This is a genomic window from Paraburkholderia sp. EB58 (genome assembly GCF_050436665.1).
Taxonomy (GTDB): domain Bacteria; phylum Pseudomonadota; class Gammaproteobacteria; order Burkholderiales; family Burkholderiaceae; genus Paraburkholderia.
In genome coordinates this window covers 312,377-330,246 of sequence record NZ_JBNDMQ010000003.1, presented here as the reverse complement: position 1 = coordinate 330,246, position 17,870 = coordinate 312,377, and the positions used below count along the sequence as shown (strand labels likewise).

The window sequence follows — 17,870 nt, the reverse complement described above, 5'->3', positions numbered from 1 at the left end:
GTGCCCGTGCTCTGCGCACGAAGCCTTGCGAATTTTGTTGACCTATAGCCATGCAACTGCGACTTGACGCGCTCGAAACGCACCTCGCGAAGGGACTCGCCGGCCTGTACGTCGTGTACGGCGACGAGCATCTGCTCGCGCAGGAAGCGTGCGACCGCATCCGCGCCACCGCGCGCGCAGCCGGCTACACCGACCGTTCGGTGTTCACGGTGGAGCGTGGCTTCGACTGGAGCTCGCTGCTTGGGGCGAGCCAGTCGATGTCGCTATTCGGCGACCGGCAACTGGTCGAACTGCGTATCCCGTCGGGCAAGCCGGGTAAAGAAGGCGCGGATGCGCTGAAAGCGCTTGCTGCGGCAGTGAATTCGGACGTGTTGACGATGGTGTCGCTGCCCCGGCTCGACGCAACCACGCAAAAGGCCACGTGGTTCACTGCGCTCGCTGAGGCAGGCGTTGCGCTGAAGATCGATCCGGTCGAGCGTGCGCAGTTGCCGAACTGGGTGGGTCAGCGGCTCTCGCAGCAAGGGCAGCGTGTGGCTGCCGGTGAAGAAGGGCGGCGCGCGTTGCAGTTCATCGCGGAGCGGGTGGAAGGCAATCTGCTCGCGGCGCATCAGGAGATCCAGAAGCTCGGGCTGCTGTACCCGGCCGGCGTGTTGAGCTTCGAGCAGGTTCAGGACGCGGTGCTTAACGTGGCGCGCTACGACGTGTTCAAGCTGAACGAGGCCATGCTGGCCGGTGACGTGGGACGGCTTTCGCGCATGCTCGACGGCTTGCGCGGCGAAGGCGAAGCCGCCGTGCTGGTCTTGTGGGCCGTTGTCGAAGAAGTACGCACGTTGTTGCGGATCAAGCGCGGTGTTGCTGCGGGCAAGCCGCTCGCCATGCTGACCCGCGAAAACCGCGTGTGGGGACCCCGTGAACGGCTGATCGGACCGGCGCTCTCGCGTGTGACCGAAGCCGCACTGGAAAAAGGGCTTGCGCTTGCCGCGAAGCTCGACCGGCAGGTCAAGGGGCTCTCCGGTGGCACACCGGGCAACCATCGCAACGATCCGCCGCCTGATCCATGGGACGGGCTCTTCGAGCTGGCGATGACGGTGGCCTCACCCACGAAGTCCGCGCCAGTGCCACTGTCGGCGAGGCCACGTCCCGCAGCGCCGGTGCGCAGGCCGGCTTGAACTGGCCGGTCCGGGTCGCATGCGGCGTGGTGTCACCGAGCAGGTCGGCGTCACCCGTCTTACAATCGTTTGATCTTTCGCTAACTCTGCCTGTCCGCCGCATATCAGAGACGTGCGCGGCACCACGAGAATCACCATGGATATCGACCAGTACATGACCGACCTCGGCCGCCGCGCCCGCCACGCTTCGCGTGCGATGGCGCGCGCGTCGACGGCTGCGAAGAATGCCGCGCTCGAAGCAGTGGCCCGCGCAATCGAGCGCGACGCCGCGCAGTTGAAGGAAGCCAATGCACGCGACCTCGCGCGTGCGCGCGACAAAGGTCACGACGCCGCTTTCATCGACCGCCTGACGCTGTCGGACAAGGCGTTGAAGACGATGGTCGAAGGCCTGCGGCAGGTGGCCGCACTAGCTGATCCGATCGGTGAGATCAGCAACCTGAAGTACCGCCCGAGCGGTATTCAGGTGGGCCAGATGCGTGTGCCGTTGGGCGTGATCGGGATCATCTACGAATCGCGGCCTAACGTGACGATCGACGCCGCCGCGCTGTGTTTGAAGTCTGGCAACGCGACGATTCTGCGCGGCGGTTCGGAAGCGCTCGAATGCAACACGGCGCTCGCGAAGCTGATCGGCGACGCGCTCGAAATGGCGGGCTTGCCGCAGGACGCCGTGCAAGTGGTGGCTACTTCGGATCGTGCGGCAGTCGGCAAGCTGATCACCATGACGGAATACGTCGACGTGATCGTCCCGCGCGGCGGCAAGAGCCTGATTGCGCGTCTGATGGACGAAGCACGCGTGCCGATGATCAAGCACCTCGACGGCATCTGCCACGTCTACGTCGACGATCGCGGGGATCTCACGAAAGCGCTGACCGTCTGCGACAACGCGAAGACGCACCGCTACGGTACCTGCAACACGATGGAAACGTTGCTGGTAGCGCGCGGCATTGCAAACGAAGTGCTGCCGCCGTTAGGCAAGCTATATCGCGGCAAGGACGTCGAGCTGCGGGTGGACCCCGCGGCGCGCGCCGTGCTGACGGAGGCCGGCGTCGGCCCGCTGGTCGATGCAACCGAGGAAGACTGGCGCACTGAATACCTCGCGCCGGTGCTGGCCATCAAGGTGGTCGACAATCTCGACGCCGCGATCGACCACATCAATACTTATAGCTCGAAGCACACGGATGCGATCGTCACCGAAGACCACGACCGCGCGATGCGCTTCTTGCGCGAAGTGGATTCAGCGAGCGTGATGGTCAACGCCTCGACGCGTTTTGCGGATGGCTTCGAGTTCGGTCTCGGCGCGGAAATCGGCATTTCGAACGACAAGCTGCATGCACGCGGGCCGGTGGGGCTGGAAGGGCTGACGTCGCTGAAATACGTGGTGCTGGGGCACGGCGAAGGCCGTCAGTGACCCCTCGCTTCACGTGAGAGCAAACAACAACGCTAACGAGTCGCACAAGGACCGCCGATGCTCTGGGTAAAAACGTTTCACATCATTCTGATTGCTTCCTGGTTTGCCGGCCTGTTCTATCTGCCGCGCATCTTCGTCAATCTCGCGATGGAAACGGAACCCGCTGCCACGGCGCGCCTTCTGCTCATGGCGCGGAAGCTGTATCGCTTCATGACGATGATCGCGGTCCCCGCGCTGGCCTGTGGGCTTTGGTTGTGGCTCGTGATCGGCATAGGACGCGGCCAGGGCTGGATGCATGCGAAGCTGACCGTCGTCGTGCTGCTGATCGTCTATCACTTTTATTGTGGCCGGCTGCTGGCTACCTTCGAGCGCGGCGAGAATCGCCGCTCGCATAAGTGGTATCGGATGTTTAATGAGCTGCCTGTGCTGGGCATGCTGGCAGCGGTGGCATTGGTTGTGATTAAGCCGTTTTAAAAATAGGAATATTCCTATTTACTATTATTCTGCGTATTCACTTATCCGCGTGCGGTTGTTTGGGCGCGCGGAATTTCACTTCAGACATACCTCTTTGTAAGCTGACATTTTTCTAGAATTGTCAAACTCATTTCGGCCATTTCTGCGCCGTCTCTGTTCCCATCGATCTGCCACTCTGCTAATCGTTGCCTTCGGAATTTTCTTAATCTGAAGTGCGACTCGATCGGGTTCGTGTGTGTCTTTCTCGCGAGCCATGTCGTCTCTGATCCTTGTGGACATAGGATCTGAGACGAATGCGTGTCCAATAGAGCCTCGTCTCTCGTGGGAAAAATCCGATCAACGATGGTTCTTGTTTAAGAAGCGTCCTATTAATCGGCGAAATTCCTAAATCTATAGTGGCTTCATCCCGGAAGGATTAATGGGATGGTCCGAGAATATCTATTGAGACGGCCCCGATTTCAATCCTTCTGCGACCGACTGATGCGTGTAGGTCTCCATTAAGACACCCCGCGCCGCACAGAACCTGCTACCCGATATCCAGAAGGATGAAATCATGAACAAGTCATACAAGAGCGTGTGGAACGAAACCACCGGAACGTACGTGGCCGCATCTGAAACGGCGAAGAGCCGTGGCAAGTCGAGCCGGAGCCAGAAGGCGCTGGTTGCAGCACTGTTGGCGGCTGGGGTGGGATTTGGCACCGCTGTGAAGTCTGAAGCGGCCGCGACGCCCAACTCCTACGCGGCGGGCGTCTTGGGCACTGATTCCAGCAACTCGGATTGCATCTCCTCTGCAGACGGCGCGCAGGTCAGCACGGGTGCCGATTGCACCTCCGGCAGCGCAGCGCAGGAGGCAGGGATTGTTTCTTACGACGCGAATGGCAATGCGGGTGCGTATTTCACGGTGACCGATCCCAACACCGCTCACGTGGGCGTTGGTGGCGTCGACCAGCTGCTGGTGACGAACAACGGTTTGTTCGTGCTGAACGCGCTCGACATGGGCAGCAATAAGATCACGAACCTGGCAGCGGGTACGGCGGCTACTGATGCGGCCAATTTTGGCCAGGTGACGGCTACGGCGCAAAGTATCGCGGCTGCGTTGGGCGGCGGCGCTAGCGTGGATGCGAGCGGCCGCGTGACTACGCCGACTTATACGATTGGCGGTTTGTCCTATAGCGATGTCGGGAGTGCCCTAGGTGGTCTCGATGCGCGGATGACTAGCGACGAAACGGCGATCGACAATCTTGCTGTGAGTGGCAGCAAGTACATTGCCGTTGGCACTGGGGGGAACAGCGCGAGCGCGACGGGCGCCGGGTCGCTGGCAATTGGCCCGAATGCCAAGGCACCGGGCAATAACGCACAGGCATTTGGTTCGAATTCATACGTCAGCGGCCAAAACTCCATTGGCATGGGCTATAACTCCACGGTTAGCGCAGCCCAATCGACCGCCCTCGGTTACGCCTCTAATGTTGGAAGCAGCGCCGCTGGTTCCACCGCGCTGGGTTGGTACGCCACTTCAACTGCTGCGAGTGGCGTCGCGGTAGGCGGCGGTGCCGCCGCGACCGCGGCGAACTCGGTGGCACTCGGGGCGTCTTCGTTGGCCAATCGTGCCAACACGGTATCCGTGGGTACGGCGGGCGCGACGCGCCAGATCGTGAATGTTGGGGCGGCGACGCAAGCTACCGATGCGGTCAACTACGCGCAGTTGCAGGCGGCGGGTCTGAAGACCGACTCGAGTGGCAACGCAACGAACTCCTTCGTCGCCTACGACGATACGACGGAAGGCAAGGTCACGCTGGGCGGTTCGGCGGGCACAACGCTTACGAACGTCGCAGCCGGTGCAGTAACGTCGTCGAGCACGGATGCAATCAATGGTTCGCAGCTGTATGCGACGAACCAGGATGTGGCGCAGAGTGCTGCTGCGATCGCACAGAACACCAGTGACATCGCGCAGAACACCGCCGACATCTCGGACCTCGACACGCGGGTCACGACGGTTGAAGGCTCGGTCAACGACCTGGCCAACCAGCTCAATTCGGGCACGGTGGGCCTGGTGCAACAGGATCAGACCACGGGCGCACTGACAGTAGCCAGCACCACGGGCGGCGCGAGCGTCGACTTCACCGGTACCGCAGGTGCACGCGAACTGCTCGGTGTCGCGGCTGGCACGACGAGTACCTCCGCGGTCAACCTCGGCCAGTTGAGCCCGGTCGTTGCGTCGCTCGGCGGCGGTGCCCAGGTCAACGCGGACGGTTCGATCACCAGCCCGACGTACCACATGCAGGGCGGCACGCAGACCACGGTCGGCGGCGCGCTCGACACGCTTGACACCAACCTGTCGTCGCTGGAAACGGCGATCAACAACGGCAGCATTGGCATGGTCACACAGGATCCGACCTCGCGCGACCTGCTCGTCGGTGCGACTACTGACGGTCTGCGCGTCAACATGGCCGGTACGACGGGTAACCGCGTCGTGACGGGCGTGGCAGCCGGTGCAGTCAGCGCAGCGAGCATCGATGCGGTGAATGGTTCGCAACTGTATGCGAATGCAGCCAGCACGGCAGCGGCGCTCGGTGGCGGCTCGACCGTCAACGCAGACGGCACGGTCTCGGCGCCCAGTTACAGCGTTGGCGGTACGACCGTGAACAACGTCGGGGCGGCGATTACCAATATCGACGGTCGTGTGACGCAGAACACTTCCGACATCGCCAGCTTACAGACTGCAGTGGGTACGATGAGCGGCTCGGTGGCCAATGCCGTGTCGTATGACTCGTCGGCACACAATCAGGTGACGTTGGGCGGTTCGAGCGGCGCACCGGCGGTGAAGCTGACCAATCTGCAGGAGGGCGAACTGTCGGCGACCAGCACCGATGCGGTGACCGGCGCGCAGTTGTGGAACACCAACCAGCAACTGTCAGATCTGACGCAGTCGGTGCAGAACCAGCAGCAGACCGGCAGCAGCTCCATCTCCGTGAACACGGGCAGCCAGCCGGCGGCGGCAGCGACGGGCAACAACGCGGTCGCGGTGGGTGGCGGCGCGCAGGCGAGCGGTGATAACTCGGTGGCGATCGGTTCGGGTTCGGTCGCCGATGTGGCGAACACCGTGTCGGTCGGTTCGCAAGGCAACGAGCGCCGTATCACCAACGTCGCAAACGGCACAGCGCCGACGGATGCTGTGAACCTGGGCCAGATGCAGTCGGCCATCGGCGATACCGCGCGCGCCGCTTACAGCGGTGTCGCAGCCGCCACGGCGCTGACGATGATCCCGGAAGTCGACCCGGGCAAGACGCTGGCAGTCGGTGTGGCGGGAGGTACTTACAAGGGCTACCAGGCCGCTGCAGTGGGCGCGTCCGCGCGTATCACGCAGAACCTGAAGATCAAGATCGGGGCGGGTGTGAGCGGCAGCGAAACGACGGTCGGTGCCGGTGCGTCGTATCAGTGGTAAGTCGTTGAGATTCACGGGAAGCGGTGCGGTTGGGTCGCTTTTCGAGAGTCAGGTTTAGGCGGGTGGTAGTGCAAGTGGAACGGGCTCCCAAAAGGGAGCCCGTTCTTTTTTGGACGCTCCGGCTTGACCCTCGGCGATTATCGTTGCGCTTGCCTCGCACCCCCGCGTCACCCGCGCGGATCGATCCTTCTGCGGTTGATCACTTCCTTCACCTGCGCCAGCTTCTCGACCAGTTCCGGCCCACGGCTCAGCGCCACCCCCACGGCCAGAATGTCGCCAATTGCCAGATGCGACACGCGTGAGGTCATCGGCGAAAAGATATCCGTGTCCTCGTCGACATTCGCAAACAGCCCCACCGTTGCGAGTCGCGCCAGCGGCGAATTGCCGTGCGTAATCGCGATCACTTTGGCACCTGCAGCCAGCGCCGACTTCACGGCATCCACGATATCGCGGGTGCGTCCCGTGTTCGAAATCGCCACCACCACATCGCCTTCGCCCAGCAGCGCCGCCGACATCAGAAACGTATGCGGATCGGAATACGCGACGCTTGGCATGCCGAGGCGAAAGAACTTGTGCTGCACGTCGAGCGCGGCGATGCCGGAACCGCCCGCGCCATAGAACTCAATCCGCCGCGCCTTGGCGAGCAGGGCAATGGCCGCCGCGACGCTATCGGATGAAAGGTTGTTACGCACCTGGATCAGCGCGCCGATGGTCCGGTCGAGCACCTTGGCGGCGACGCCGGGCGTCGGCTCGTCGGGCCGCACGTCGCGGTACACGGCCGGGACTTCGGCCGCGATGCCCTGCGCAAGCCGGATCTTGAACTCGCGAAAGCCGGAAAAGCCGAGGGCATGGCAAAAACGCGCGATGGTCGGCTGGCTCACGCCTGCACGGGCAGCCACCTCGTTCATCGACAGATCGAGCACCTCGCGCGGCGCTTCGATCACGTAGTCGGCCAGTTTGCGCTCGGACGGGCGCAACTGATCACGCATCTCTTCCACCTGGGACAGCATCATTGGAAAACTCGCACTATGCTGAAGAATGCGTGGACTATAGCTGATTGTCAGAGATGTACAAAAACTACATTTTATGAGTAGGTGTATTCCCTAGGTTGATTTGTGCTTTAGGTTGAAAGCCCAGCTGGCATGGTGTTGAGCGGAGTTTTGGACGGTGGCGGCGTGAGGGTAAGTCACGTTGCGATCGTGTAGTTTTTCTACTAAACTCTTGTTGTCGGCTCAATCCGACGTCCCCGCGATCCCCACCTGGCACTGCGCGCGTGTTCGCCCCAGCCAGCGACGAAGGAGCTTCGATGGTTTCCCCGCATTCGCAATTGCTCAAGGTCACGCAACGCGTGATCGAACGCAGCAAGCCTACCCGCGACGCCTACCTGGCCCGCATCGACAAAGCCCAAGGCAAGTTTCCGGCGCGCGGCGCGCTGTCGTGCGCGAACCTCGCCCACGGCTTTGCCGGCCTCGAGGGCAATGACAAGCTCGTGATCAAGCAGATCCGCGAGCCGAACATCGGCATCGTGTCCTCGTACAACGAGATGTTGTCTGCACATGCGCCGTTCAAGAATTACCCCGACCTCATCAAGCAGGCCGCGCGTGAAAACGGCGGCGTCGCGCAATTCGCGGGTGGCGTGCCGGCCATGTGCGACGGCGTCACGCAAGGTAACGCGGGCATGGAACTGTCGCTGTTCTCGCGCGAAGTGATCGCGATGAGCACGGCCGTCGCGCTCACGCACAACATGTTCGACGCGGCGCTGTGCCTGGGTATCTGCGACAAGATCGTGCCGGGTCTGTTGATTGGTGCACTGCAGTTCGGTCACATCCCCACCATCTTTGTCCCCGCCGGCCCGATGACAAGCGGTCTGGGCAACGACGACAAGGCGAAGGTCCGCCAGCAGTTCGCGACCGGCCACTGTGACCGCGGCGCGCTGCTCGAAGCGGAAGCGGCTGCCTATCACGGCCATGGCACCTGCACCTTCTACGGCACGGCCAACAGCAACCAGATGCTCATGGAAGTGATGGGCCTGCATCTGCCGGGTTCGGCATTTGTGCATCCGCACACGCCGCTGCGCGACGCGCTCACCGCGCAAGCCGCGCGCCGCGTGCTCGATCTGACGGTGGAGCGTGGCAACTACACGCCAATCGGCCACGTGGTTGACGAAAAGGCGATCGTCAACGGTATCGTCGCGCTGCTGGCGACGGGTGGCTCGACCAATCACACCCTGCACCTCGTGGCGATTGCACGCGCGGCGGGCATCGTGATCGACTGGGACGACTTCGACAACCTGTCGCAAAGCGTGCCGCTGCTTGCCAAGATCTATCCGAACGGCAAGGCCGACGTGAACCACTTCCATGCGGCAGGCGGCGTGGCGTTCCTCGTTCGCAATCTGCTGGAAGGCGGCTTGCTGCACGAGGATGTGACCACCGTGGCGGGCAAAGGGCTGTCGCACTACACGGAAGAGCCCAAACTGCTCGACGGCAAGCTGACCTGGGTACCGGGCGCCACCGAGAGCCATGAAACCGCCGTGCTGCGCGGCATCAACGAACCGTTCCAGCCGGACGGCGGCCTGCGGCTGATGCAGGGCAAGCTCGGGCGTGGTGTCATCAAGATTTCGGCGGTTGCAGCGCAGCATCGCAAAGTCAAGGCGCCGGCCATCGTGTTCGATTCGCAGGAAGCGGTGCAGGAAGCCTTCGATAAGGGCGAACTGAAGCGCGATTTCGTGGCCGTGGTGCGCTTCCAGGGCGCCCGCGCAAACGGCATGCCTGAGCTGCACCGTTTGACGCCACTGCTCGGCGTGTTGCAGGATCAGGGTTTCCATGTCGCGCTCGTCACCGACGGGCGTATGTCGGGTGCCTCGGGCAAAGTGCCGGCTGTCATTCACGTGTCGCCGGAAGCCTTGCTGGAAGGGCCAATCGGCAAGGTGCGTACCGGCGATATGGTGGTGATCGACGCCGAAGCCGGCGTGCTCGACATCGAAATCGACGCGTCCGAATGGGCCGCGCGGCCGGAAGCACAGCCGTTGCATCAGGCGGAAAACGAAGTCGGTTTCGGCCGCGAGCTGTTCGGCGTCTTCCGTGCGGCTGCTGCGCCCGCAGAACTGGGCGCTTCAGTATTCGGCCCGATGGTGGGTGAAGTTCACGCAAGCCACGCGCTGCAGAAACAAGGAGTCTGACTATGACGGCAAAGAAAGTAAGCGACATCGTGCGCCTCGGCCCGGTGATTCCCGTGTTGGCGTTCGACTCAGCGGAGCAGGGTGAGAACGTGTCGCGTGCGTTGCATGCGGGTGGCGTGAAGGTGCTCGAAATCACGTTGCGCACCGCAGCAGGTCTCGAGGCGATCGAGCGCGCGAGCCAACTGGCGGAAGACATCGTCGTCGGCGTGGGCACGATCACGAAGCCGGAGCATTGCGCGCAGGCGAAGAAGGCCGGCGCCCAGTTCGGCGTTTCGCCGGGCCTCACGAAGGACATGCACAAGGCCGCGCAGGACGCCGGTCTGCCGCTGTTGCCGGGCGTGATGACGCCGAGCGACATCATCGTCGCACTGGAACTCGGCTACGAGATCGTCAAGTTCTTCCCGGCGCAGCAGGCAGGCGGTGTGCCGATGCTGCAGGCATTTTACGGCCCGTTCCCGGCGCTGAAGTTCTGCCCGACCGGTGGTATCACCGCTGAAACCGCCCCCAATTTCCTCGCACTGCCGAACGTTGTGTGCGTGGGCGGCTCCTGGCTCACACCGAAGGCTGCGCTGGCCGCGCAGAATTGGGATGAAGTCACGCGTCTCGCGCGTGCGGCGAGCCAGCTGGCTGCGCCGGCGCATTGAGTTGAGACTGGTTGAGTCCGGCGACGCTGGCGGTAGCGCGGCTAGCGTCCGCGTCAGTGACTCATGAAGCCGATACACGACGTCAGGGTTGTTCTAAAGCCCTGGAAGCCTCGCCGTTGCAGCCGTCCAGGCCGCGATGACGAGGCTTCTTTTTTATTCTGTGTTGAGCGTTTCACGCGCTCATCATGCAAACAGACAGTAAAATTCAGCGACCACGCGACTGTTCCGGTTAGTCCGGCTTCGCGTGAGGCGTAGAGACAGGCAGCGCGACAGGGCCCGCACCAGGCGTTTGCACCTCGCAAGAAAGCGCCGGGCCGCCCCAGGCTTTCTTGTCCCCCTCGGGGGGGCGGCCGCGAAGCGACAGGTTTGGGGGCGCTCATAACTAACAATGCAAAAGGAGGAGCTCCATGGGAGCTAGCCATGGCAGCTTGCTGCTGATTTACGCGGTGATCGCCATCGGCGCGCTGATCCTGTTGATCACGCGCTACAAGGTCTATCCATTCCTCGTCCTGATCATCGTTTCACTGCTGCTTGGTCTCGTGGCCGGCATGCCGATGGGCACCATCGTCAAGTCGTTCGAAACCGGTAATGGCAACACGCTCGGCCACATTGCGATCGTGGTCGGCCTCGGCACCATGCTCGGCAAGATGATGGCCGAGTCCGGCGGGGCGGAACGCATTGCCACGACCCTGATTGACAAGTTCGGCGAAAAGCATATCCACTGGGCGATGATGGTGGTGGCGATTATCGTCGGCTTGCCGGTGTTCTTTGAAGTGGGCTTCGTGCTGCTGATTCCGATCGCGTTCAACGTCGCGAAACGCACCGGCAAGTCGCTGTTACTAATTGGCCTGCCGATGATTGCCGGTTTGTCTGTCGTACACGGACTGATTCCGCCGCACCCTGCGGCAATGCTCGCCGTGCAGGCGTATCACGCGGATATCGGCAGGACGATCGTGTTCGGCCTGATTGTCGGCGTGCCATGCGCGATTGTCGCGGGACCGCTGTTCGCGCTGCTGGTCAGCCGCTACATCAAGCTGCCAGAGAACAATCCGCTTGCCGCGCAGTTTCTCGGTTCTGCTGCAGAAGACAAGGAGAAGGCAACGAAACGTGAGTTGCCGAGCTTCGGCATCACGCTATTCACGATTCTGCTGCCAGTGATTCTGATGTTGATCGGCAGTTGGGCGAATCTCGTGTTCGCGCCGAAAACATTGCCGAACGACCTGCTGCAATTTGTCGGCAATTCGGACGTGGCATTGTTGATCGCGGTGCTGGTCAGCTTCTGGACGTTCGGAGCGAAGCGTGGCTTTACCCGTGAGCAGATCCAGAAATTTTGCGGCGAATGTCTGGCGCCGATCGCCGGCATTACGCTGATCGTGGGCGCAGGCGGTGGCTTTGGACGCGTCTTGATGGATAGCGGCATTTCGAAGGAAATCGTCAATGCGGCCACTGCGGCGCATTTGTCACCGCTGTTGTTTGCATGGGCTGTGGCGGCGCTGATTCGTCTTGCGACCGGCTCAGCGACGGTTGCGATGACGACTGCTTGCGGCATCGTCGCCCCCATCGCGGCGGCAGGCGCTGTGCAGGTGCGCCCGGAATTGCTGGTGTTGGCCACGGGTTCGGGTTCGCTAATCTTCTCGCACGTCAATGACGGTGGATTCTGGCTGATCAAGGAGTACTTTGGAATGACGGTGGGGCAGACGTTCAAGACGTGGTCGCTGCTCGAAACGATCATTTCGCTTATGGGTTTAGGTTTGACCTTCGCACTGGCGACGGTTCTGTAAGGAGTATCAAATGATTCTGATCGCAATGGGCGTGTCGGGCGCAGGCAAGACGCGGATTGGCGAAATGCTGGCGGAGCGCCTGCAATGTGCCTTCACCGACGGCGACGCGTTTCACAGCGCGGCCAACAAGGAGAAGATGCACAAAGGCATTCCACTGACCGATGAGGACCGCTGGCCGTGGCTCAAGACGATTCGTGCTGCGATTGAGGAAAAGCAGCGAGCACTTGAGACGGCGGTGTTTACGTGCTCGTCGCTGAAGCGGTCGTATCGCGACATCCTGCGCGGTGGCGACAGGGACGTCGTATTTGTGTATCTGAAGGGCTCGTACGAAGTGCTGCACGAGCGCTTGCAGACGCGTACCGGGCACTTCTTCGATCCTTCGCTGCTGACGAGCCAGTTGGATACTCTGGAAGAGCCGGCTGCGGATGAGGCGATTACGGTGAGTATCGAACTGTCGCCGGAAGCGATTGTGGATGAGGTGTTGGTGCAGATGAAGGCGCGTTGAATCCCACGGCTTTAAGGCACCTTGAAAACGAAAATGGCGCTCCGAGGAGCGCCATTTTCACGTTAGCTAGCTACTGCTAGCGGGTAGAGCGTCGCGCCGCTTATGCAATCCGCTTCGCCAGCTCAACCGCCTTACCCACGTACGAAGCCGGCGTCATCGCCAGCAGGCGCTCTTTCGCGTCAGCAGGAATGCTTAATCCGCCAATGAAGGTCTGCAGCGCTTCACGCGTAATACCCTTGCCGCGCGTGAGCTCCTTCAACTGCTCATACGGATTCTCGATGCCGAAGCGGCGCATCACCGTCTGCACCGGCTCAGCCAGCACTTCCCAGCAGTTATCGAGGTCTTCGTTCAGACGTGCCGGGTTCACTTCAAGCTTGTCCAGACCGCGAATCAAGGCGTCGTATGCGAGCAGCGAATAACCAAACGCGACGCCGATATTGCGCAGCACCGTCGAGTCGGTCAAATCGCGCTGCCAGCGCGAGATAGGCAGCTTGTCTGCCAGGTGGCGCAGCGTTGCATTCGCGAGGCCGAGGTTACCCTCCGAATTTTCGAAGTCGATCGGGTTGACCTTGTGCGGCATCGTCGACGAACCGATTTCGCCGGCCTTCAGACGTTGCTTGAAGTAGCCGAGCGAGATGTAGCCCCACACGTCGCGGTCCAGATCCAGCAGGATGGTGTTGGCGCGCGAGACGGCGTCGAACAGCTCAGCCATGTAATCGTGCGGTTCGATCTGGATGGTGTACGGGTTGAACTTGAGCTTGAGGCGCTTCTCAACCACTTCGCGCGAGAACGCTTCCCAATCGAACTCAGGATACGCAGACAGATGCGCGTTGAAGTTGCCCACTGCACCGTTCATCTTGCCGAGCAGTTCAACCTTTTCGATCCGCTCGATCGCACGCGCGAGACGCGCTGCGACGTTGGCGATTTCCTTGCCGAGCGTGGTCGGGCTGGCCGGCTGACCGTGCGTGCGCGACAGCATCGGCTGTGCGGCCTGTGCGTGCGCCAAGGCGACGAGGCGCGCATGCACCGAGCGCAGCGCCGGCACGATCACGTGCTCGCGAGCGCCGGCCAGCATCAGGCCGTGCGAGGTGTTGTTGATGTCTTCCGAGGTGCACGCGAAGTGGATGAATTCGCTCGCGCGTTCCAGTTCGGGCTGACCCTTCACCGATTCCTTGAGCCAGTATTCGACGGCCTTCACGTCGTGGTTCGTGACGCGCTCGATTTCCTTGATGCGTGCGGCGTCGTGCGCAGTGAAGCGTTCGGCCAGTTGCAGCAGGAATTGCTCGGACGCTTCGGAGAAGCGCGGCACTTCGGCGAAGCCGGCGTGCGACAGCGCGATCAGCCAATGGATTTCGACCGTCACGCGATGGCGCATGAACGCGGCTTCCGAGAGCCAGTCGCGCAGGGCTTCGGTTTTCGAAGCATAGCGGCCGTCGAGAGGGGAGAGCGCGGTGAGCGCGAACAAGGTTTCGGGGCGGGTGTCGGACATGATGGGGGCGTGACAGCTCGGTGAGCAGATCGGAAACGGAGGGAACCGCGAATTTTACCACTGGACGGCGCCCGGGCCTGATTCGACTGGCTGTGGGGGAGGCTCGCCCGGCTAGAATGCTGACTTCTTCTCTCCCGCTCGTCGCAGGGTCCGCATGGAACTGAAATGGCTCGAAGACTTCGTTTCGCTCGCGGAAACCCGCAGTTTTAGCCGTTCCGCGGAGTTGAGGCATGTCACCCAGCCCGCATTTTCGCGCCGCATTCAGGCGCTGGAGGCGTGGCTCGGCACGGAACTGATCGACCGTTCGGTTTATCCGACGCGTCTCACGGCGGCAGGGCAGATCTTCTACGAGCAGGCGCTCGCCATGCTCTCGCAGTTCCACGAGGCGCGCACGCTGCTGCGCGGCCACATGGCAACGCCAGCCGCGACCATCGAGTTCGCGGTGCCGCACACGCTCTCGCTGACGTATTTCCCACGCTGGCTGCAACGCATCGAGGCGCAACTCGGCCCGGTGCACACCCGCCTGCGCGCGCTGAATGTGCATGACGCGGTGCTTTCACTGGTGGAAGGCGGCTGCGATCTGGTGATGGGCTACCATCATCCGAGCCATCCGGTGGCGCTCGATCCGGCCCGCTACGACATGCTGACGCTCGGCATCGAACCGATCAGTCCGTTCTCCGCGCCGGGCCGCGCCGGACGCGCGCGCTACACGCTGCCGGGCACGCCGGATCAACCGGCGCCGTATCTGTCGTACACGCCGAACGCGTATCTGGGCCGCATGACCGAGGTGATCATCGCGAACGCGCCGGGCCGGCTGTATCTCGATCAGCTCTACGAAACGGACATGGCCGAGGGTCTGAAAGCGATGGCGCTGGCCGGTCATGGCATTGCATTCCTACCGCATAGCGCCGTCGAAGATGCAGTTGCGGAAGGCAAGCTGATCCGCCTCGATCGCGCCACACGCGGCACTCCGGAAGGGCAGTACACGCTAACCATGGAGATACGTCTGTATCGCGACAAGCTCGCCGCGCAGGGTGAGGATCCACGCCAGGTACTAGTACGGCAACTCTGGGACGCGGTGAGCGGAGAGCTTGCCCAGGGCGCCGCAGCGTAAGGTCTCCGGAAGCTGCATCGGCGTAGCACTCGGTGCTGACGTGCCTATGCGGTTCAGTTGCATTGTTGCTGCCTCATTGTTGCTACCTAAGCGACAGCTTTTTGCGGATTTTTAACGTTATGCACAAAAGACATAACGGGATGATCAAACGGCATTGGATTTCAAATTGGCCTTTTTCGACAATGTCGTCATTCGGTCAAAACGCTTGGAGCGTTCATGTCATCCCAACCGCAGTCCGCATCGTCGTTGCAATCCGTCCCGTCGTATCTGAATAGCGACAACCTCGGCCCGTGGGGCAACTACCTGCGTCAGGTCGACCGCGTCGCGCCGTACCTCGGCTCGCTGTCGCGCTGGCTCGAAACCCTCAAGCGCCCGAAGCGCATTCTCGTGGTCGACGTGCCTATCGAACTCGATAACGGCACTGTCGCTCACTTCGAAGGCTATCGCGTGCAGCACAACGTCTCGCGCGGTCCGGGCAAGGGCGGTGTGCGTTACCACCAGGACGTGACGCTGTCGGAAGTGATGGCACTGTCCGCATGGATGTCGGTCAAGAACGCAGCGGTGAACGTGCCATACGGCGGTGCCAAGGGCGGTATTCGCGTCGATCCGCGTACGCTCTCGCGTGGTGAACTCGAGCGCGTCACGCGCCGCTACACCAGCGAAATCGGCATCATCATCGGACCGAACACCGACATCCCCGCGCCGGACGTGAACACGAACGAGCAGATCATGGCGTGGATGATGGACACGTACTCGATGAACCAGGGCCAAACGGCTACGGGCGTCGTAACCGGCAAGCCCATCACGCTCGGCGGTTCGCTCGGCCGTAAGGAAGCAACCGGCCGTGGCGTGTTCGTGGTGGCCTCGGAAGCCGCGCGCCGTATTGGTGTCGATATCGAAGGCGCACGCATCGCTGTGCAGGGCTTCGGTAACGTGGGTGGTATCGCCGCACGTCTGTTCCAGGAAGCCGGCGCGAAGGTCGTCGCGGTGCAGGACCACACGGGCACGATTTTCAAATCGACGGGTATCGACGCGGTCGCGTTGCTGGCGCACGTGGCTAAGACCGGTGGCGTAGGCGGCTTCCCGGAAGCGGACGCGATTGCGGCGGACGATTTCTGGACCGTCGAGTCGGACATCCTGATCCCAGCCGCACTGGAAAATCAGATCACCGAAAAGAACGCCAGCAAAATCAAGACGAAGATCGTCGTGGAAGGCGCAAATGGCCCGACCACGACTGCAGCGGATGACATCCTGCATGACAAGGGCATCCTCGTGATTCCGGACGTGGTGGCGAATGCCGGCGGCGTGACTGTGTCGTACTTCGAATGGGTGCAGGATTTCTCGAGTTTCTTCTGGACCGAAGACGAGATCAACCAGCGTCTCGAGCGCGTGATGCGCGAAGCATTTGCCGCTGTGTGGCAAGTGTCGAGCGAACAGAAGGTATCGGTGCGTACGGCAGCCTTTATCGTCGCCTGTAAGCGCATCCTCGAAGCGCGCGAACTGCGCGGCCTGTATCCGTGATCAGCTAGTTTCAGTTTCGCTTCAGTTTCCCCTGTGGTTTGCGCGGTCCGAAAGACCGTGGGTCTCCTCGGCGGGCGGCATCGTAACGATGTCGCCCGTTTTTTTATTGGGGCGTTGGATTCACGCACGAACTGGGTGTGCGCAAAGCCCGCGGCAAGGTAACCTGTCGGCACTTACTTGGACTGCAGCAATGGTTTCAATTTAATTACAGTTCTGAACGGATACGGGTCGACAGGAGATCACCTATGAAGGTTAGGAAAGCTGCGCTGTTGGTTGCGACCCTCGGGCTGTTTGCCGCGGGCGCGCATGCGCAGGACGCCGGCACACTAAAAAAGATCAAGGATACGGGCGTCATTTCTCTGGGCTATCGCGAATCATCGATTCCGTTTTCGTACTACGACGACCAGCAGAACGTTATTGGTTACTCGCACGAGTTCATGATGAAGATCGTGGACGCGGTCAAGCAGAAGCTCAATACGCCTGACCTGAAGATCAGGGAGACCCCGGTCACGCCGCAAAACCGCATCCCGCTGGTGCAGAACGGCACCGTCGACATCGAGTGCGGCTCGACCACGAACAACACCGAGCGCGCCCAGCAGGTCACGTTTTCGAACACGATCTTCGTGATCGGAACCCGTCTGATGACGAGGAGAGATTCGGGCATCAAAGGCTGGCCGGATCTCAAGGGCAAGACGGTTGTGACGACGGCCGGCACCACCTCCGAGCGTCTCTTGCGCAGGATGAATCAGGAGAAGGGCATGGCCATGAACATCATCAGCGCGAAGGATCACGGGGAGGCGTTTCAGACGCTTGCCAACGGCCGCGCCGCCGCGTTCATGATGGACGACGCACTGCTCGCCGGAGAGCGCGCGAAGTGGGGCAATCCAGCTCAATTCGTGATCGTTGGGGCGCCGCAGTCGGAAGAAGCGTATGGCTGCATGATGCGCAAGAACGACCCGGAGTTTAAGAAGGTGGTTGACGGCGCCATCGCGAAGATAGAAACCTCGGGTGAAGCCGATCAGATCTATCAGAAGTGGTTCCAATCGCCGATTCCACCCAACGGCCTGAATCTGAACTTCCCGGAAAACGACGCCATCAAGGCGCTTTTCAAGAACCCGAATGACAAACCCATCGACTAGCCGGCG

13 protein-coding genes are annotated in these 17,870 nt (G+C 61.6%); 11 read left to right on the top strand and 2 right to left on the bottom strand.

Features of this window, described 5'->3' with window-relative positions:
- The first annotated feature begins 50 nt into the window (after positions 1-50).
- The 4 genes from holA to P3T40_RS06645 all read left to right on the top strand — a co-directional run bounded on the left by holA (position 51) and on the right by P3T40_RS06645 (position 6,493).
- The gene (gene holA / locus P3T40_RS06660; RefSeq protein WP_429266884.1) at positions 51-1,169 is read left to right on the top strand and encodes a DNA polymerase III subunit delta; all 1,119 of its coding nucleotides are present in this window, start codon (positions 51-53) and stop codon (positions 1,167-1,169) included.
- Between the two features lie 136 nt (positions 1,170-1,305).
- The gene (locus tag P3T40_RS06655; protein ID WP_429266883.1) at positions 1,306-2,577 is read left to right on the top strand and encodes a glutamate-5-semialdehyde dehydrogenase; all 1,272 of its coding nucleotides are present in this window, start codon (positions 1,306-1,308) and stop codon (positions 2,575-2,577) included.
- Between the two features lie 57 nt (positions 2,578-2,634).
- Entirely contained in the window at positions 2,635-3,051 is a 417-nt protein-coding gene (locus tag P3T40_RS06650) for a CopD family protein (protein WP_429266882.1), read from the top strand.
- Positions 3,052-3,604: 553 nt separating this feature from the next.
- Positions 3,605-6,493: a YadA-like family protein gene (locus P3T40_RS06645; RefSeq protein WP_429266881.1), complete on the top strand. Its 2,889-nt coding sequence runs from the start codon at positions 3,605-3,607 to the stop codon at positions 6,491-6,493.
- 167 nt (positions 6,494-6,660) lie between these two features.
- Here the strand turns inward: P3T40_RS06645 and P3T40_RS06640 are convergent, their stop codons facing one another.
- The gene (locus P3T40_RS06640; RefSeq protein ID WP_429266880.1) at positions 6,661-7,506 is read right to left on the bottom strand and encodes a MurR/RpiR family transcriptional regulator; all 846 of its coding nucleotides are present in this window, start codon (positions 7,504-7,506) and stop codon (positions 6,661-6,663) included.
- Between the two features lie 293 nt (positions 7,507-7,799).
- Here P3T40_RS06640 and edd point away from each other — a divergent pair, with 293 nt between their 5' ends.
- The 4 genes from edd to P3T40_RS06620 all read left to right on the top strand — a co-directional run bounded on the left by edd (position 7,800) and on the right by P3T40_RS06620 (position 12,601).
- On the top strand, positions 7,800-9,671 hold the full coding sequence (gene edd, locus P3T40_RS06635) for a phosphogluconate dehydratase (RefSeq protein WP_429266879.1): 1,872 nt from the start codon (positions 7,800-7,802) through the stop codon (positions 9,669-9,671).
- 2 nt (positions 9,672-9,673) lie between these two features.
- On the top strand, positions 9,674-10,315 hold the full coding sequence (gene eda, locus P3T40_RS06630) for a bifunctional 4-hydroxy-2-oxoglutarate aldolase/2-dehydro-3-deoxy-phosphogluconate aldolase (protein ID WP_429266878.1): 642 nt from the start codon (positions 9,674-9,676) through the stop codon (positions 10,313-10,315).
- A gap of 407 nt (positions 10,316-10,722) precedes the next feature.
- The gene (locus tag P3T40_RS06625; RefSeq protein WP_429266877.1) at positions 10,723-12,096 is read left to right on the top strand and encodes a GntP family permease; all 1,374 of its coding nucleotides are present in this window, start codon (positions 10,723-10,725) and stop codon (positions 12,094-12,096) included.
- Between the two features lie 10 nt (positions 12,097-12,106).
- Positions 12,107-12,601 (top strand): gluconokinase, encoded by a 495-nt coding sequence (locus P3T40_RS06620; RefSeq protein ID WP_429266876.1) that lies wholly within the window; start codon positions 12,107-12,109, stop codon positions 12,599-12,601.
- Between the two features lie 100 nt (positions 12,602-12,701).
- Here the strand turns inward: P3T40_RS06620 and purB are convergent, their stop codons facing one another.
- Positions 12,702-14,090 (bottom strand): adenylosuccinate lyase, encoded by a 1,389-nt coding sequence (purB, locus tag P3T40_RS06615; RefSeq protein ID WP_429266875.1) that lies wholly within the window; start codon positions 14,088-14,090, stop codon positions 12,702-12,704.
- Between the two features lie 154 nt (positions 14,091-14,244).
- Here purB and P3T40_RS06610 point away from each other — a divergent pair, with 154 nt between their 5' ends.
- The 3 genes from P3T40_RS06610 (at position 14,245) to P3T40_RS06600 (ending at position 17,864) form a co-directional block, all read left to right on the top strand.
- On the top strand, positions 14,245-15,204 hold the full coding sequence (locus P3T40_RS06610) for a LysR family transcriptional regulator (RefSeq protein ID WP_429266874.1): 960 nt from the start codon (positions 14,245-14,247) through the stop codon (positions 15,202-15,204).
- Positions 15,205-15,420: 216 nt separating this feature from the next.
- Positions 15,421-16,725, top strand: coding sequence for a Glu/Leu/Phe/Val family dehydrogenase (locus P3T40_RS06605; RefSeq protein ID WP_429266873.1), 1,305 nt, complete (start codon positions 15,421-15,423; stop codon positions 16,723-16,725).
- A 245-nt stretch (positions 16,726-16,970) separates the two neighbouring features.
- Positions 16,971-17,864 (top strand): glutamate/aspartate ABC transporter substrate-binding protein, encoded by an 894-nt coding sequence (locus P3T40_RS06600; RefSeq protein WP_429266872.1) that lies wholly within the window; start codon positions 16,971-16,973, stop codon positions 17,862-17,864.
- Positions 17,865-17,870: the final 6 nt, after the last annotated feature.

Excerpts from the sequence above, each read along its gene's own strand:
- edd (WP_429266879.1), top strand. The coding sequence starts at position 7,800 with ATGGTTTCCCCGCATTCGCAATTGCTCAAGGTCACGCAACGCGTGATC.
- P3T40_RS06620 (WP_429266876.1), top strand. The coding sequence starts at position 12,107 with ATGATTCTGATCGCAATGGGCGTGTCGGGCGCAGGCAAGACGCGGATT.
- P3T40_RS06655 (WP_429266883.1), top strand. The coding sequence starts at position 1,306 with ATGGATATCGACCAGTACATGACCGACCTCGGCCGCCGCGCCCGCCAC.
- P3T40_RS06650 (WP_429266882.1), top strand. The coding sequence starts at position 2,635 with ATGCTCTGGGTAAAAACGTTTCACATCATTCTGATTGCTTCCTGGTTT.
- P3T40_RS06640 (WP_429266880.1), bottom strand. The coding sequence starts at position 7,506 with ATGATGCTGTCCCAGGTGGAAGAGATGCGTGATCAGTTGCGCCCGTCC.
- P3T40_RS06600 (WP_429266872.1), top strand. The coding sequence starts at position 16,971 with ATGAAGGTTAGGAAAGCTGCGCTGTTGGTTGCGACCCTCGGGCTGTTT.
- P3T40_RS06610 (WP_429266874.1), top strand. The coding sequence starts at position 14,245 with ATGGAACTGAAATGGCTCGAAGACTTCGTTTCGCTCGCGGAAACCCGC.
- purB (WP_429266875.1), bottom strand. The coding sequence starts at position 14,090 with ATGTCCGACACCCGCCCCGAAACCTTGTTCGCGCTCACCGCGCTCTCC.
- eda (WP_429266878.1), top strand. The coding sequence starts at position 9,674 with ATGACGGCAAAGAAAGTAAGCGACATCGTGCGCCTCGGCCCGGTGATT.
- holA (WP_429266884.1), top strand. The coding sequence starts at position 51 with ATGCAACTGCGACTTGACGCGCTCGAAACGCACCTCGCGAAGGGACTC.
- P3T40_RS06605 (WP_429266873.1), top strand. The coding sequence starts at position 15,421 with ATGTCATCCCAACCGCAGTCCGCATCGTCGTTGCAATCCGTCCCGTCG.
- P3T40_RS06625 (WP_429266877.1), top strand. The coding sequence starts at position 10,723 with ATGGGAGCTAGCCATGGCAGCTTGCTGCTGATTTACGCGGTGATCGCC.
- P3T40_RS06645 (WP_429266881.1), top strand. The coding sequence starts at position 3,605 with ATGAACAAGTCATACAAGAGCGTGTGGAACGAAACCACCGGAACGTAC.